A 15,157-nucleotide genomic window follows, 5' to 3' on the forward strand; every position below is an offset into this window, starting at 1 on the left:
CAAGGCGACCGGGATTATTCGCCCACTTGGTCTTTCATGGATTCGTGGATGAACTTTTTGTCACAGTACCCGCATTCGACAAAGCCGGTGTCATGGGGAATGACGAGCCAGACACGCGGGTGGCCAAGCGCGCCTTCGCTGCCATCGCAGGCAACTTTCCAGCTGGACACAACTTCGGATTCGGGGGCTTTGATCGTCATGGATTGCTCGCTCGCTTGTAGTCAGATGCAAAGGTGCAAAAGGGTTACACTGTTGCCGAACCCGTCCGCTCGGCCTAAGTCAGGGACGCATGATAACGGCGCGGGCGGCGCGGGCAAGGGGCGATGCGCGTCAAAACCCGTTTGGTTCAAGAACGCGCAGTCAGGTGAGGGGGCCGGAACATGACATCGAGTGCTATCGAGATCGAAGGGCTGCGCAAAATCTACGCCGCTCAGGGCAACAGTGGACCAAAAGAGGCGCTCAAAGGCGTCGATCTGACCATTCCCCAAGGGTCAATTTTTGGCCTTCTCGGCCCGAACGGGGCGGGCAAATCGACCCTCATCAACATTCTGGCCGGACTGGCGATCAAGACCTCCGGCAAGGTGAAAATTTGGGGCTTTGATCAGGATGTAAATCCGCGCCAGAGCCGCGCCGCGATTGGCGTCATGCCACAGGAATTGAACCTAGATCCGTTCTTCACACCCCGCGGCGCCCTCGAAGTGCAGGCCGGCCTCTACGGTGTCCCGAAAGCGCAACGGCGCACCGCCGAAATTCTCGAAATGATCGGGTTGAGCGACCAGGCCGAAGCCTATGCGCGCACACTTTCGGGCGGGATGCGGCGCAGGCTCCTTTTGGGCAAGGCATTGGTCCACAATCCGCAGATCCTCGTGCTCGACGAACCAACTGCGGGTGTGGATATCGGTTTGCGCCAGATGCTTTGGCAGAACGTGCGCCGCCTGAATGAAGAGCGCGGGATGACGATCATTCTGACCACGCACTACCTCGAAGAGGCGCAGGAAATGTGCGACGAGATCGCGATCATCAACCATGGCGAGGTGATCGCGCGCGACACCACCGCGAACCTGATATCGCGCATGGATGCAAAAACGCTGGTGATCGAACCCGAAGGCGATGCCCCGGACGCATTCAACCTGCCAAAGGGCGTGGTCTTCGAGCGGCGCAAAGACGGCCGATTGGCATTTTCCTATTCCAAAGGCCAAACCTCGGCGAACGAGGTTCTCGATGCCGTAAAGGATCAAGGTGTCATCATCGGCGATGTGCAGACGGTAGAACCAGACCTCGAAGACGTGTTCGTGGACCTGACCTCAGGAAAATAGGCCGCGCGTAAAACCCGTGCGGCCATTTGTATCAGGATGCGGTGAGCGGACCCACGGGTTCGCCGCCGAGGATGTGCACGTGGAAATGGGGCACTTCCTGTAGGCTGTCGGGTCCGGAATTGGTGATCAATCGATACCCGTTGCCGCCCGCGCTTTCGGCGATGCCCGCCTGAGCGGCGACCTTTGCCACAGCCGCGAAAAAGTCGAGTTGTTCTGACGCGGAGGCCGCCTGCACGAAGTGATCGTAGCAGCGGTAGGGCCCTTTGGGGATCACCAGAAGATGCGATTTGCGTTGCGGGCGGATATCCTCAAAGGCGATGGCGTGCTCGCTCTCGAAGAGCGGCGTCGACGGGATTTCACCGCGCAGGATTTTGGCGAAAATGTTCTGGTCGTCGTATTCATAGGGCATGTCCGGAAATCCTCAGTCAGAAAACAGATCGGGGGTTTGGACGATCTCTAACGCGGTCGCTTCATCAACGCCAAGGAAACGCGCGACGGCGGCGGCATTTTCGGCCGGCGTGGCCGTTTCAGAGATGCGTTCGTGGTTCTCGAAACCTGCGTCATGGATGCGGTCGGTTTCATGTTCGATGTCAGAGCGGATTGTGGGCAGCAGCCGCTCCAACGCTTCCGGCGGGGTTTGGTCGCCTGCCAGACCGGTGCGCTTGGCGTGTCCCATGAGGTAGTCGTCCGTGAAGCTGCAATCGATTTCGAGAATGCGGGTCGCGGCACGGTCATTGGTAAAATCCTCGATAAGGTCGAACCCTGAATTATCGAGGCAGATCACCATCCGTTTCGCGCCATGGTATTCGAACAGCATGCGCACCCATGCACGCCGGTGACGGGATCGTTTTTCGAGGCTCTTCTCGATCCCCCCGAGATCGGGCAGGGGCGTATCCTGTTCGTTGAAGAGATACTGGAAACAGGGAATATCAGTGCGTTCTTCGATAAGGGATACGATCCGTTTGGCGATGTGCCACTTTTTACACACGACCATGAGGAGTTCACGATCCCGGCCGAGCGAATTCTCGGTCTCCCAGAACCGTTGCGCGAAACGACGCCCGATGCGGCCACGTTCGGTAAGAAACGAAAACAGCGAACGCCCTTCGTTTGACAGCTGGAACTCCACGCCGGTCTGCGCGTAGAGGTCGCCCAAACGTGCTTTCAACTCATGCGCATCCGGCGAAATCTTGCGTGCGAACAGATAGTCCTGTGAAAGCAAGAGATCGTAGTGATCGTTGTAGAAAACCACCGGCATTCCGTAGTCGGTGAACATCAGAAACGTGAGGGTGCGGTTGTGGATTTGCGCCTCGGGGACGAGATGGCGCACGAGGGTTTGGAAAAATGTTTCGTCGGGAATCCATGTGGTTGAGAAAAAGCGCATAACGTCGCGCCGCTCGCGGGTGAACCTGAGGATTGCTTCGATGGTTTCGCGCCGCAGACACCACCACTGCGACCCAATCATCACCCTGATATCGGACGGGATTTCGCGCTCTAATCCGAGTTTTCGCTGCAGATCCATCGAGGCGTAGAACAGCTTTTTATGTGTGCGCTCGTTGAAGTAATGGCGATAGACCAGCCGTTCACTTTTGATGCCGGTCTTGATCCAGTCACTGTCGAAAAAGTCGAAACTCTCGATGTAATCCGCTTCTTGCCGGTCCAGAAAGTCATGCATGTACTCGGCGGTTTTTGTCGACATGCAATCGCCGGAAACCATGTAGAAATGGGTCGCCTGCGGGAACGCGTCTTCTGCGGCCTCAATCGCATTCAACGTGGCCTGCACGAGGCTCCATTCACCCCACCCGCATTTGAGCCGCTTTGTCGCGAAGGTGACGTTGGGGTTTTCTCGCAGGGCCGCGCGGATGGTCTGATAGGGCGCATCGCCGCTGCGCGCGTCGAAATGGATCGAAATATAGTCCCCGGCAGCGGTCAGGCGATTGGCCTGAGCGATAATGGATTGGGGGTCCTTATGGCACAGAAGGATGAAGGCAATTCTCGCCATGGATGAACGCTCCGCCTCTCTCTTTGCCCTTGACTGAGTGCATATAAACGTAACCAGTGATTGAATAAACAAGGAAAATTTGCAATTTGGGCGTGTCGGTGCGCTCATGTTGCGCCATTACGTGTATTGAAAGGGGCGGCTGATGGGCTTTCCGGGAACATGGATGACCGAAAGTGAAAGCGTCGTTTATCGCGTCGTTCCCAAATGCGCGTGCTCCACGATTGGTCAGATCATGTACTTCTCTGACCACGGCGAGTTCTATGATGGCGACATACACGACAGCAAAGAGCGCCTCCATAAATGGGCACAGGAAGACAGCCAGCCAATCATCGAGGCAAATGTGCTGTCCCATAAATCCTACGCATTCACCTGCGTGAGAAACCCATACTCCCGCGTGCTATCGTCGTTCTTTGACAAGATTTGCGGCATTCAACGTAACGGGAACCGCTACAGAGGCAATCTCGTCCCCAAGCTTGTTCAACAGTACGGAATTGAAGTGGGTGGGGATGATGGAAAGCAGGAGTTCGACCAGATCGCCAGCTTCCGGCGCTTCCTGCTCTTCGTGCGCGACACCATCCGTTTCCGCCGCCCGATGGACCCCGATATCCACTGGTCGGCGATGTCGGGTCATGTGTCCACCTTCATTACCAATGGCGGGAAGTACGATAACATCTTCTTCACCGAGAAATTCAACGAAGGCATGCAGTCGGTCCTCGACAACATAGAGACGCCTCACGCCGTCGACCTCACACAGATTCCGCGGTTCAACGAGAGCGAGGGCCACGGTCCCAAACGGGCACATCCGATCGAAGATTACTTCGACGATCTGTCGATGCATCTGATGTGGGAAATCTTCTCGCGCGATTTCAAGCTGTTCAAATACGACTTCGAAAACCCCGCGAACAAACTGCCGCTCGGCGACGTGGACCTCGATGAGGTTCACGCCAAGCTAGGCGACTGAGCCGGAAGTGTTGAGGCCCAGATAGCCGAGTGCCGCGCGTTCGATCCGCAGGGCGAGCGCTTCGTAGTCGGTTTCACCCACGTGCAGCGCAGGGTGGGCCATTCCCACCACAAGGTTGATCATATCAAAGGCGGCGTGGCGGGGCTGTTCGATGCCATGGCTGTCCAATAGGGCGGCAACGAGGTCGATGATCTGCGTCTTGATCGCTTCGGTCTCGGTATCGAAGGGCAGGTGGTGTTCCAATTGTTCGAGGACCTCTGCGCGGCCCTGCGTGTGTACGTGGTGGTGGATGGAGGCGCGGATCATGCGCGCCACTGCAAACCGCAACGGCTGACCTTCGACAAATGCGGCCATCCCTCTGATATCGTCGAGCATCTGTCGGCGCAGGTCGCGGATTAATTCGGCAACGATGGCCTCTTTGGACGGAAAGTATTGGTAGAGCGAACCGATCGAGACCCCCGCATGCTCTGCCACGAGATTTGTGGTCAGAGCCGTGGGTCCACCTTCCGTCAAAATGTGAGCCGCGGCCTGAAGGATCGCGTCATAGGTCGCCTGCGCGCGCGCTTGACGCGGTGATTTCTTGGGCAGTGGGGCGTGGTCGAGACGGGTCATCGGAATGCGAGTTTCATCAATGTGAGAATTTGCTCATATTTTGCCTAAACGAATGAAAAGGCAAGCATGATGAAGCTCGACGGCAAAAAGATCCTCGTGACCGGCGGAACACGCGGAATTGGCGCGGCACTCGTTGACGGTCTCTTGGAAAAGGGGTGCGAGGTCTTGGTTGTCGCGCGCGATGAGGCGGCATTGGCAAAGCTGGCCGAACGGGAAGGTGTGTCGACCTTGGCTGCCGACCTCGCAGAGCCGGATACGCCACGCATCATTGCCCGCTGGGTCGCCGACGAACATTCCGACTGTGCGGGCCTTATCAACAACGCGGCTATCATGGATCATACGTTTCTGACCCGTAGCCCACTTACGAAACTGGATCGTATCGAGCGTGAAGTGACGATCAATCTAATCGCGCCCATACAGTTGACAGCAGCGCTCTTGCCCGTCCTGTCAGCCCAGCCCGAGGCGGTCATCGTCAACATCACCTCGGGACTGGCACTCAGCCCGATCCCGAACGCCGCGACCTATTGCGCGACGAAGGCTGGCCTCTCCATTTTCACAAAGGCGCTGCGCTATCAGGTGGTCGCCGAAGGGTGGAACATTCAATTGAGCGAAGCGATGATGACCCTGGTTGACACCTCCCTGTCCGAGGGTGACCCTTTGCGCAAATACGCGCCTGCTGCGGCGGCAAGAGATGTTTTGCGCGGCGTCGAAAAGGGGAAGAAAGTGATCTATATCGAAAAGGTGAAGTTGCTGCACCGCATCTGGCGCATCTCACCTGCGATTGCGGACAGGATTATGGGTTCACACAGCGGTGCGACGGCCTAGCGACGTGGTTACGAGAATCGAGTATTGGGCTCAATATGGCAAACGAACATAAACACGACCACGTGCATGGCCACAGCCAGGTCCAAAGTCAGGGCCACAATCACGGACATCACCATGTTGATCCGAACGCGGGTGACGCACGCATAGCGGCGGCGATCGGGGTGAACCTGTTGCTGACGCTCGCGCAGATCGTTGGCGGGGTGATTTCGGGGTCCATGGCTCTGATCGCGGACGCGATCCACAACCTGTCGGATGCAATTTCTCTGGTGATCGCATTCGGTGCCCGCAAACTCGCGCGTCGTCCCCGTGATGGTGAGATGACATTCGGCTACGGGCGTGCCGAAATCGTGGCCGCAATGGTGAACTACATCACTCTCATCGTGATTTCGCTCTACCTGTTGTCCGAAGGGGTTTCGCGGTTCTTCGCGCCGCCCGATGTGCAGGGGTGGATCGTTGTTTGGGTGGCCGGCGTCGCCTTGGTCATCGATCTCGTGACTGCCGCGCTGACCTATGCGCTCTCAAAGGAGAGCCTCAACATCCGCGCAGCCTTCCTGCACAACCTCGCTGATGCCTTCACATCTGTCGCCGTGATCGTCGCTGGTGCGTTGATATTGCTCTACGATTGGCGCTTGGCCGATCCGATCATCACCATCGCGATTTCACTCTACATCCTGTGGCATGCGCTGGTGGAAATACGCCCTGTGATCCGTATTCTGATGCTCGGCGCCCCTGTCGGCGTCGATGCAGAGACCGTCACCGAGGCAATCGAAGGCCTCGACGGCATTGAAGGCGTACATCACCTGCACCTGTGGCAAATCGACGAACATCGCACCTCGGTGGAGGCCCATGTCGTCACGGCCATTGCGCCCGCCGCAGCGCTGGGCGGGATCAAGGCGATGCTGAAGGAACGGTTCGCAATCAACCATTCCACCTTTGAAGTCGAGGTGCCAGGTCAGGATTGTGCGGGTGAATAGGGTCTAGCCGCGCGCCGCGTAGAACCAATCCAGACCGTCCGTGGTGCGCCCTGACGGATGGTATTCCGCCGAAATCCAACCCGTGTAGCCGCGCGCGTCGACGGCCTCAAAAAAAGTCGGATAATCAATCTCGCCCTTCGCCGGTTCGTGCCGGTCGGGGGCGGATGCGATCTGGATATGGCGAACGAGGGCGTGATGGGCGTCCCAAACACGCATTGCGTCGCCGGTGATGCGTTGGGCGTGATAGGCATCAAATTGCAGCCCGAGATTTGGCGCACCCACCTCTGCGATGATCTGCGCGGCTAGATCAAAATCGTTGAGAAAGTATCCCGGCATGTCATGGCCATTGATCGGCTCGATCGTCAGGCTCATTTCGGGCTCCTGCGCAGTCGCCCATGCGAGATTGCGCACGAAGGTATCGTGTGCCTCCGGTCCTTCCGCAGTGCCTGCCATCAAATGCAAATGCTGTGCGCCCAGATGCTGAGCGTAGCGGACCGCACGTTTGAAATCCTTTTCGAACCGCGCCTCCCCGCCGGGCACTGCGGCAAACCCGCGCGCGCCGCCGGTGTAATTGGGCGGCGGTGCATTGATCAGCACAAGATCCAGTCCCGCGCCAGCCAGACGATCGGCAATCTGTGAGGCGGGATCATCGTAGGGGAACAGGATTTCGACGGCCTCAAACCCTGCTGCGCGCGCCTCGCCAAACCGCTCCAGAAACGGCACCTCGGTAAAGAGGAAAGAGATATTTGCGGCAAACTTTGGCATCACTCGATGTCGCCCTTTGGGGCTATCGGGTAGAATTCACCGCTCGACCAGATCCCGAAATGATCCACGCCGCCGATGTTTTCACTCACGCCCAGATCCACGAGCCGGAAAAAGCTTTTGCGATCGATGAGCGCCTCCAGCCCGCGGCGGATGTCGACATAGGGCGCCGGTTCGCCATTGTTGTCGGCGAAACGCAATGGATGGTCCGGGCCGGCGATTGCTTCGTCACCGACCGAGGTGACAAATGTCAGCACCTGATTGCGCCCCGCGCCCTGAACCGAAAAATCAACGGCGAGAAAAGGGGCGTCATCCACGGTAATCCCGACTTTCTCGACCGGTGTGACCAGAAAATAGGCATCCCCTTCGCGTTTCAGGACCGTCGAGAAGAGCCGCACGAGGCTGTGTCGCCCAATTGGCGTGCCGAGGTAGAACCACGTGCCATCGCGCGCAATTCGCATGTCGAGATCGCCGCAGAATGGCGGATTCCATTTTTCCACCGGCGGTAGCCCCCGTGTCTGCGCGGCACGGATTGCGGCGGCAATGCTGTCAGCGGATGCGCTCACACGAAATACTCCCGATTTGAACTCATTGTCATTTGTGCTTTGCTCGATAGTTGTCCCTAATAGTGGCATGGAACGAGACAAGAGGTGAAGCCATGGCGCAATCGCACGCGGACGCAGAGTCGGACGCACAACTGGTGGAAGCAATCGAAGAGTTGGGCGCGAAACTCTCGGCGGCCAAATCGTCCATCACCCGCCGCTTCATCGGTCAGGAAACTGTGGTCGATCTGGTGATGTCGTCGATGCTATGTGGTGGGCACGCATTGCTGTTGGGATTGCCGGGCTTGGGTAAAACGCGGCTGGTCGATACGCTGTCGACGGTGATGGGGCTCAAAGGTGCGCGCGTCCAATTCACGCCTGACCTGATGCCTGCCGATATTCTGGGCTCGGAAGTGTTGGAAACCGCGACCGACGGCACGCGGGCCTTCCGGTTCATCGAAGGTCCGGTTTTCTGTCAGCTCTTGCTCGCAGACGAAATCAACCGTGCTTCGCCGCGCACACAGTCAGCTCTGTTGCAGGCGATGCAGGAGAAATCCGTGACTATCGCAGGTCAACCGCATGAATTGGAGGCACCGTTTCACGTCCTCGCCACGCAAAATCCGCTGGAACAGGAGGGCACCTATCCTCTCCCCGAGGCGCAGCTCGACCGCTTCCTTGTCCAGATCGACGTCGACTACCCCGATCGCGACACGGAGCGCGACATCCTGCTGGCGACAACGGGCGCACATGAAGATGAAGCCCATGGGGTATTCACGGCCGGCGAACTCATCGCCGCGCAGAACCTCGTGCGACAGATGCCGGTGGGAGAAAAGGTGGTCGACATGATCCTCGACCTCGTGCGCGCCTGTCGTCCGAACGAACCCGAAGCCCGGGAGTCGATCAATGCCTCTGTCGCCTGGGGCCCCGGTCCGCGTGCCGCGCAGGCGCTGATGCTGACCACGCGGGCACGCGCGCTCCTTGACGGGCGGCTTGCCCCATCCACGGATGATGTGATCGCACTGGCAAAGCCGGTTCTGATCCATCGTATGGCGCTGACCTTTGCGGCGCGCGCACGTGGCGACGATTTGGCGACCATTATTGACGGGGTTGCGCAGGCAATGCTCGCGGAGAGGTCCGCGGCGTGAACCAAACCCCCGCCTCTCGATCCGGTTCGCGATCTGGCCTGCGCGCGCGGGCAGAGGCTCTATCGGCGCCACTACCGCCGCTTCTGGCGCAGGCGGATCAGCTGGCTCGCACCCTCCTTATGGGTGGGCACGGGCGGCGGCAGGCGGGGATGGGTGACGAATTCTGGCAATATCGGCCAGCCCAAGCGGGTGACTCAGGGCGCAGCATTGACTGGCGGCGTTCGGCACGCTCGGACGGGCATTTTGTGCGGGAAAAGGAATGGCAGGCGGCGCAGTCGGTTCACCTTTGGGTCGATCGCGCGGCGTCCATGACATTCTCGTCGGACAAATCCGTTCCCGCGAAATCCGATCGCGCGAGTCTTTTGGCGATGGCGCTTTCGCTTCTCTTGATGAAGGGCGGCGAAAGGGTCGCTCTGGCCTCGCTGGGAACACCGCCGCGGATCGGCGCATTGCAGGTCACACGCATTGCAGAGGGGCTGACGCGGGAACCGGCCGAAGCGGATTTCGGCATGCCGGACACATCGCAATTCCTGCCGCGCGCACGGGCGGTTTTCCTGTCCGACTTTCTGGGCCCTGTCGAACCGGTAGAGGCAGCCGTGACCATGGCCGCCGAACGTGGGATCAAAGGCACGCTCTACCAAATTCTGGACCCTGCAGAAGAAGCATTCCCCTATCAGGGTCGCACCGTGTTCACCTCTATGAGCGGGGCGATACAACACGAAACCCAACGCGCAGGCGACCTGCGGGACCGATACCTTGACCGCCTCGCCGAGCGCAAAAACCGACTGGATATGCTCGCACGTCAAACCGGTTGGCGTTTCGCCACGCATCACACCGACAAAGCGGCGCAATCCGCGCTGATGTGGCTGTTTCAGGCGGTGGAGGGCCCGCGCTGATGTTTGTGCTTGGGCCCGTTGGCTTTACCGCCCCTTATATTCTGCTCGCGCTACTCGCGCTGCCGATCTTGTGGTTTGTGCTGCGCGCCGTGCCACCTGCACCGATCCGGCGCCGTTTCCCCGGTGTTGCGCTGCTTTTGGGCCTGACGGATGAAGAGGTTGAAACGGACCGCACGCCTTGGTGGCTTTTGGTCCTGCGAATGTTGGCCGTCGCGGCGATGATTTTTGCGCTGGCTGGTCCTGTGTTGAACCCGCGCCTCGAAGAGCGCGGCAGTGGCCCTCTGTTGGTGTTACTGGACGCCTCATGGGCCTCGGCGCAGGATTGGTCCCTGCGCATGGGGCGCGTCGAACAGGCACTGGACGAAGCTCAGAGCGATGATCGCGTCGTGGCCATAGCATTGGCCACCGATCTGCCCGACGGCGGGGCCGAATTCCTGTCGCCCGCTGATTGGCGTGCCAGATTGGCGGGCCTCAAACCCGCGCCCTATGAGGCCGATGAAAGGGCGTTACAAAACTTCGCTGAATCGCTGTCGGGCGGTGTCGCGACGCTGTGGCTCTCCGATGGCGTGGCGCGTGACGGCCGCGACGCGGTCCTGTCGACGTTACAGGGTAAGGGGCCGGTTTCGGTGTTCGAAAACCCGCGCGCGCTCTATGCGCTCGGGCCCACCGCCCTGACCGAAGATGGCGTTTCCGTGGATGTCATGCGCCGCGATGCAACGGGGGAGGCGGAGGTTACAACAACCGCGCATGGCCCCGATCCGGCGGGTATCGAGCGCGTGTTGGCCAGTGTTCCAGTCACCTTTCAAAGCGGTGAAAAGCGCAGTGTTGTCCATTTCGACCTGCCGCCGGAACTGCGCAATCGCGTCACCCGATTTGAAGTCGAAGCGCGCCGGAACGCAGCCAGCGTTCGATTGGCCGACGACAGCATAAAGCGCCGCGAGGTCGGTCTGGTGACCGCCCGCGAGAGCCGCGAAGGATTGGAGCTATTGTCCCAGCTACATTACATTCGCGCGGCTCTGGCCGGAAATGCGGATGTGGTAGAGGGCAATCTGACGGATATCATTCAGGCCAATCCCGACGTCATCGTTCTTGCCGATATTGCCCAGCTTTCCGAGGGCGAAACGGGGCCGTTGATTGATTGGCTGAGCGATGGCGGCCTCCTGTTGCGGTTTTCCGGCCCACGATTGGCCGCGTCAGATGTGGCACGCGACGGGGATGATCCGTTGTTGCCGGTTCGTCTGCGCGCCGGCGGGCGCACGATCGGGGGGGCCATGTCGTGGGGCGAACCCAAAACGCTGCGCCCGTTTTCGGAAACCTCGCCGTTTTACGGATTGGCAATTCCTGACGATGTGACCGTTGGCGCACAGGTTCTCGCCCAGCCCGACCCCGATCTCGCAGAGCGCGTCATTGCGACGCTGGCCGATGGCACGCCGCTGGTCACGCGCAAGGCGGCGGGAACGGGCCAGATTGTATTGTTCCACATCACCGCAAACGCCGAATGGTCGACATTGCCACTCTCTGGCCTGTTTGTGGAAATGCTCGACCGCCTTGCGGTGACCTCACGGGCGGCGGTGCCGGATTTGGGCGATCTCGCAGGTCAGATGTTGCAACCGGTGCGCCAACTCGACGGGTTTGGAAGGCTTAGTGATGCAACGTCGCAGGCGCCAATCGCGGGCGAAGATTTTGCAATGGCCATTGCCTCCGCTCAGACGCCACCAGGATTGTACCGTGGCGTTGATGCCGCAATCGCGCTCAACGTGATTGCGCCGGATCGTGAGCTGATTGCGACTGATTGGCCGGCAGATGTCGTGGTCCAAGGTGTCCAATCGCGGGCTGAGAGACCCCTTTTGCCCCATCTTTTGATTATTGCCTTGGGATTGCTTGCACTCGACCTTGTCGCATCGTTGTTTCTGTCGGGCCGTTTAAGCGGTCCGCGTTTGGCAATTCTGGTCACCGGCTTTGCGCTCATGGCGATGCCACCTCCGGCGCAGGCGCAGAGTGGCGATGACCTCGCCGTAGTTGCGGCGGCCGACGTTGTTTTGGCCCATGTCTTGACGGGGGACGCGGATGTCGACCGGATCGCTCAGGCGGGTTTGGTCGGACTTAGTCAAACGCTCGCGGCGCGCACCTCGGTCGAACCTTCGCCGCCGATGGGCATCAATCTCGACGCCGATCCGTTGGGTTTTTTCCCGCTTCTCTACTGGCCGGTGACGGCGGATCAACGCATCCCGTCGGCGCAGGCCTATGCCAAGCTCAACGCCTATCTGCGCACCGGTGGCATGATCATCTTTGACACACGCGACGCTGATATCGCGGGCTTTGGTGCGACGACAACGCCAACCGCGACGCGCCTCGAACAACTCGCCCGTCCACTGGATGTCCCGCAACTGGAGCCGATCCCGCAGGATCACGTGCTGACCCGTGCCTTTTATCTGCTTCAAGAGTTTCCGGGGCGCCACACCGGCGGCACGATATGGGTCGAAGCGGCGCCTGCCGATGCCGAGCAGGTCGACGGTATGCCGTTTCGAAACCTCAACGATAACGTCACGCCCGTGATCGTTGGCGGGAACGATTGGGCCGCCGCATGGGCCGTGGATGACAGCGGCTGGCCGCTCCTGCCGGTCGGGCGCGGTTTCAATGGCGAACGGCAGCGCGAAATCGCGGCGCGGTTCGGCGTCAACCTCGTGATGTATGTACTGACCGGCAATTATAAGTCCGATCAGGTCCATGTGCCTGCCCTCCTAGATAGGCTCAGCCAATGATCCGCGATATTGCATTTTCGCCGTATTTGCCGTGGCAGGTATTGGCTGTTATTGCCGCGATTGCTGTGGCCCTGATCGCCTTTGCCGCATGGCGCGGGTTGTCGGGTTGGGGTTTACGCGCGCTTGCCGCGACCGCAATTCTCGCCGCCCTCGCTGGTCCGGCCCTGCGCGAGGAACAGCGCGATCCCCTAACCGACATCGTGATTTTGGTTGTCGATACCTCTGCATCCCAAAGTCTGTCCCAACGCGCCGCGCAGGTGGAACAGGCGAAGGCGGGTATCGAGGCGCGCCTTGGTGCTTTGGCAAACACAGAAGTGCGGGTGATCACCCTGCGCGATGCGACCGATAATCGCGGGACACTCCTCATGACCGCTTTGGCAGAAGCGATGGCCGAGGAGCCGCGTGGGCGTCTCGCGGGGGCGGTCCTGCTCTCTGACGGGCAGGTGCATGACATCGACATCGCGCCGGGTTTTCCCGCGCCTGTGCACCTGCTTCTCACCGGTGAGCCCACCGATTGGGACCGCCGTCTGGTCATCGAAAACGCGCCGACCTTTGCCATTCTGGGTGAGGAAGTGACACTGGGCCTGATGGTCGAAGATCAAGGTCGCGTGCCAAGCACCCAAGCGGCGTCCACCGAAATCGTTGTCGCCATTGATGGTGGCGAACCGATGACCTTTACCATCCCCGTTGGCCGCATGATTGATGTGCCGGTGACGCTCCCCCATGGCGGGATCAACGTCATCCAGTTCACCGTTCCCGAGGCCGAAGGCGAGTTGACGACACGTAACAACGCCGCCGTGGTGCAGATCAACGGTGTGCGTGACCGCCTGCGGGTTTTGTTGGTGTCGGGCGAACCCCACAACGGGGAGCGGACGTGGCGCAACCTGTTGAAATCTGATGCCTCCGTCGATCTCGTCCACTTTACCATTCTGCGCCCGCCGCAAAAACAGGACGGCGTGCCGGTGACCGAGCTGTCGCTGATCGCCTTTCCGACACGCGAACTCTTTATGGAGAAGGTCGACGACTTCGATCTGATCATTTTTGATCGCTATAAACTGCGGGGGATTTTGCCCGCCGATTACCTCGAAAACATCGCACGTTATGTGGAGGACGGTGGAGCGGTCCTGTTCGCCGCCGGACCCGATTTCGCGACGGCTGATTCCATTTTTCGCTCGCCCCTCGCGCGGGTCATTCCCGCAGCGCCCACCGGTCGTGTGATCGAAGAAGGGTATCGTGCGCGCCTCACAGATGCGGGTGCGCGCCATCCCGTGACCGAAGGATTGGGTGGCCTCGTATCGGCCGAGGATGAGCCGACATGGGGGCGGTGGTTCCGCCAGATCGAACTGGCGCCCGAACGCGGCGATGTTGTGATGTCGGGGGTGGAAGATCGCCCGCTCATGGTGCTCGATCGCGTCGGGGAGGGCCGGGTCGCGGTGCTCGGATCAGACCACGCGTGGCTCTGGTCACGCGGCGTGGAGGGCGGGGGGCCGCAACTCGAACTGCTGCGCCGTCTGGCCCATTGGATGATGAAAGAGCCAGACCTGGAAGAAGAGGCGCTGACTGCCAGTGCAGAAGGGTCGCGCATGACGGTGACACGTCGCACCCTCGGCGAAGGTGCCCGTCAGGTAACGATAACCGCGCCGGACGGGACCGAGGTCACGGTGCCGATGGAAGAGATCAGCCCCGGTCGCTTTCTGGCAGAGTATGACGGGGCGCAGATGGGCCTCTATCGCCTCGCAGAGGGCGATAAGGAGGCGGTCGCGGTTCTGGGCCCCGCTGCCCCGCGCGAGTTCGAGGAAACCATCGCCACGGGCGAAAAGCTCGCCGGTTTGGTGTCGGGGACGGGCGGCGGCGTATTGCGCCTGTCAGACGGTATCCCCGATGTGCGCCGTGTGCGCGAAGGGCGCCCCGCAGCGGGGAACAGTTGGATCGCGATCACGCCGCGCGAAGCCTACCTGACGCAGTCCACGTCGCTCACGCCGCTTTTGCCAGCATGGGCATGGCTGCTGATCCTTACGGGGCTGTCGGTCATGGCATGGCTGCGCGAAGGACGCAGAGCCGTCTGAACAAAACAGACCCGCAAATAGAACAGGCCCGCCCTTCGACGAAGGACGGGCCTGATCGATTTTCTAGAGGTCGTTACACCGAACGGCGACGACGCTCCCAAGCAAGCAGAACAACGGCAGCAAGAGCTGCGAGTGCTGCGGTACCTTCGAGCGCGGAGATTTCCGGCACGGAGGTTGTGCCTTTACCCGAAAGCGCGGCAAATGCAGGCGAAGCGGAGAGTGCCAGCATCGTTCCAACAACAAGTTTCTTCATTTGTTACTCCAGCAGAGTTTGAGCAAATCGGACCAATGTCCGAA

Annotated in this window: 15 protein-coding genes; 8 read left to right on the forward strand and 7 right to left on the reverse strand. The window is 60.0% G+C overall.

Features of this window, described 5'->3' with window-relative positions; translation table 11 throughout:
• Positions 1 to 14: 14 nt before the first annotated feature.
• A complete protein-coding gene (locus tag ABD815_RS08010; protein WP_344846101.1) occupies positions 15 to 200 on the reverse strand; it encodes a zinc-finger domain-containing protein in 186 nt (61 codons plus the stop codon).
• A 180-nt stretch (positions 201 to 380) separates the two neighbouring features.
• On the opposite strand from ABD815_RS08010, the gene ABD815_RS08015 reads away from it, so the two are divergent.
• Complete coding sequence (locus ABD815_RS08015; RefSeq protein WP_344846104.1) at positions 381 to 1,316, forward strand: ABC transporter ATP-binding protein; 936 nt, start codon at positions 381 to 383, stop codon at positions 1,314 to 1,316.
• Positions 1,317 to 1,347: 31 nt separating this feature from the next.
• On the opposite strand, the gene ABD815_RS08020 is transcribed toward ABD815_RS08015, so the two are convergent.
• Together ABD815_RS08020 and ABD815_RS08025 are read right to left on the reverse strand one after the other, a co-directional pair.
• Entirely contained in the window at positions 1,348 to 1,725 is a 378-nt protein-coding gene (locus ABD815_RS08020; RefSeq protein ID WP_344846107.1) for an HIT domain-containing protein, read from the reverse strand.
• 12 nt (positions 1,726 to 1,737) lie between these two features.
• Positions 1,738 to 3,315: a DUF5928 domain-containing protein gene (locus tag ABD815_RS08025; RefSeq protein ID WP_344846109.1), complete on the reverse strand. Its 1,578-nt coding sequence runs from the start codon at positions 3,313 to 3,315 to the stop codon at positions 1,738 to 1,740.
• 142 nt (positions 3,316 to 3,457) lie between these two features.
• Between ABD815_RS08025 and ABD815_RS08030 the strand changes: the two genes are divergently transcribed.
• A complete protein-coding gene (locus ABD815_RS08030; RefSeq protein WP_344846112.1) occupies positions 3,458 to 4,276 on the forward strand; it encodes a sulfotransferase family protein in 819 nt (272 codons plus the stop codon).
• Here the strand turns inward: ABD815_RS08030 and ABD815_RS08035 are convergent.
• Positions 4,265 to 4,888 (reverse strand): TetR/AcrR family transcriptional regulator, encoded by a 624-nt coding sequence (locus ABD815_RS08035; protein WP_344846115.1) that lies wholly within the window; start codon positions 4,886 to 4,888, stop codon positions 4,265 to 4,267. The two genes, ABD815_RS08030 and ABD815_RS08035, sit on opposite strands and share 12 nt — an antisense overlap.
• Before the next feature lie 66 nt (positions 4,889 to 4,954).
• Here ABD815_RS08035 and ABD815_RS08040 point away from each other — a divergent pair, with 66 nt between their 5' ends.
• A complete protein-coding gene (locus ABD815_RS08040; protein WP_344846117.1) occupies positions 4,955 to 5,713 on the forward strand; it encodes an SDR family oxidoreductase in 759 nt (252 codons plus the stop codon).
• 35 nt (positions 5,714 to 5,748) lie between these two features.
• Positions 5,749 to 6,687, forward strand: a complete 939-nt coding sequence (locus ABD815_RS08045) for a cation diffusion facilitator family transporter (protein WP_344846119.1) — start codon at positions 5,749 to 5,751, stop codon at positions 6,685 to 6,687.
• A 3-nt stretch (positions 6,688 to 6,690) separates the two neighbouring features.
• Here ABD815_RS08045 and ABD815_RS08050 read toward each other — a convergent pair whose 3' ends face one another.
• A complete protein-coding gene (locus tag ABD815_RS08050) occupies positions 6,691 to 7,452 on the reverse strand; it encodes a hydroxypyruvate isomerase family protein (protein ID WP_344846121.1) in 762 nt (253 codons plus the stop codon).
• Positions 7,452 to 8,015 (reverse strand): DUF1285 domain-containing protein, encoded by a 564-nt coding sequence (locus tag ABD815_RS08055; protein ID WP_344846123.1) that lies wholly within the window; start codon positions 8,013 to 8,015, stop codon positions 7,452 to 7,454. The genes ABD815_RS08050 and ABD815_RS08055 overlap by 1 nt, the downstream gene beginning before the upstream one ends.
• Positions 8,016 to 8,107: 92 nt before the next feature.
• Between ABD815_RS08055 and ABD815_RS08060 the strand changes: the two genes are divergently transcribed.
• The 4 genes from ABD815_RS08060 to ABD815_RS08075 are packed head-to-tail and all read left to right on the forward strand — an operon-like array spanning position 8,108 to position 14,860.
• Positions 8,108 to 9,136: an AAA family ATPase gene (locus ABD815_RS08060; RefSeq protein WP_344846126.1), complete on the forward strand. Its 1,029-nt coding sequence runs from the start codon at positions 8,108 to 8,110 to the stop codon at positions 9,134 to 9,136.
• Positions 9,133 to 10,032 (forward strand): DUF58 domain-containing protein, encoded by a 900-nt coding sequence (locus ABD815_RS08065; RefSeq protein ID WP_344846130.1) that lies wholly within the window; start codon positions 9,133 to 9,135, stop codon positions 10,030 to 10,032. Before ABD815_RS08060 ends, ABD815_RS08065 begins: the two co-directional genes overlap by 4 nt.
• Entirely contained in the window at positions 10,032 to 12,794 is a 2,763-nt protein-coding gene (locus ABD815_RS08070; RefSeq protein ID WP_344846132.1) for a DUF4159 domain-containing protein, read from the forward strand. The genes ABD815_RS08065 and ABD815_RS08070 overlap by 1 nt, the downstream gene beginning before the upstream one ends.
• Positions 12,791 to 14,860 carry a hypothetical protein gene (locus tag ABD815_RS08075; RefSeq protein WP_344846136.1) on the forward strand — a complete coding sequence of 690 codons (2,070 nt, stop codon included), beginning with the start codon at positions 12,791 to 12,793 and terminating at the stop codon, positions 14,858 to 14,860. The genes ABD815_RS08070 and ABD815_RS08075 overlap by 4 nt, the downstream gene beginning before the upstream one ends.
• Before the next feature lie 73 nt (positions 14,861 to 14,933).
• Here the strand turns inward: ABD815_RS08075 and ABD815_RS08080 are convergent, their stop codons facing one another.
• Positions 14,934 to 15,113, reverse strand: coding sequence for a VPEID-CTERM sorting domain-containing protein (locus ABD815_RS08080; RefSeq protein WP_344846139.1), 180 nt, complete (start codon positions 15,111 to 15,113; stop codon positions 14,934 to 14,936).
• Positions 15,114 to 15,157 lie beyond the last annotated feature (44 nt).

Source organism: Celeribacter arenosi (assembly GCF_039539485.1).
GTDB lineage: Bacteria > Pseudomonadota > Alphaproteobacteria > Rhodobacterales > Rhodobacteraceae > Celeribacter > Celeribacter arenosi.

Bases quoted from the DNA above. Each gene is read 5' to 3' on its own strand.
- ABD815_RS08010 (WP_344846101.1), bottom strand. From the start codon at position 200: ATGACGATCAAAGCCCCCGAATCCGAAGTTGTGTCCAGCTGGAAAGTT.
- ABD815_RS08015 (WP_344846104.1), top strand. From the start codon at position 381: ATGACATCGAGTGCTATCGAGATCGAAGGGCTGCGCAAAATCTACGCC.
- ABD815_RS08020 (WP_344846107.1), bottom strand. From the start codon at position 1,725: ATGCCCTATGAATACGACGACCAGAACATTTTCGCCAAAATCCTGCGC.
- ABD815_RS08025 (WP_344846109.1), bottom strand. From the start codon at position 3,315: ATGGCGAGAATTGCCTTCATCCTTCTGTGCCATAAGGACCCCCAATCC.
- ABD815_RS08030 (WP_344846112.1), top strand. From the start codon at position 3,458: ATGGGCTTTCCGGGAACATGGATGACCGAAAGTGAAAGCGTCGTTTAT.
- ABD815_RS08035 (WP_344846115.1), bottom strand. From the start codon at position 4,888: ATGACCCGTCTCGACCACGCCCCACTGCCCAAGAAATCACCGCGTCAA.
- ABD815_RS08040 (WP_344846117.1), top strand. From the start codon at position 4,955: ATGATGAAGCTCGACGGCAAAAAGATCCTCGTGACCGGCGGAACACGC.
- ABD815_RS08045 (WP_344846119.1), top strand. From the start codon at position 5,749: ATGGCAAACGAACATAAACACGACCACGTGCATGGCCACAGCCAGGTC.
- ABD815_RS08050 (WP_344846121.1), bottom strand. From the start codon at position 7,452: ATGCCAAAGTTTGCCGCAAATATCTCTTTCCTCTTTACCGAGGTGCCG.
- ABD815_RS08060 (WP_344846126.1), top strand. From the start codon at position 8,108: ATGGCGCAATCGCACGCGGACGCAGAGTCGGACGCACAACTGGTGGAA.
- ABD815_RS08070 (WP_344846132.1), top strand. From the start codon at position 10,032: ATGTTTGTGCTTGGGCCCGTTGGCTTTACCGCCCCTTATATTCTGCTC.
- ABD815_RS08075 (WP_344846136.1), top strand. From the start codon at position 12,791: ATGATCCGCGATATTGCATTTTCGCCGTATTTGCCGTGGCAGGTATTG.
- ABD815_RS08080 (WP_344846139.1), bottom strand. From the start codon at position 15,113: ATGAAGAAACTTGTTGTTGGAACGATGCTGGCACTCTCCGCTTCGCCT.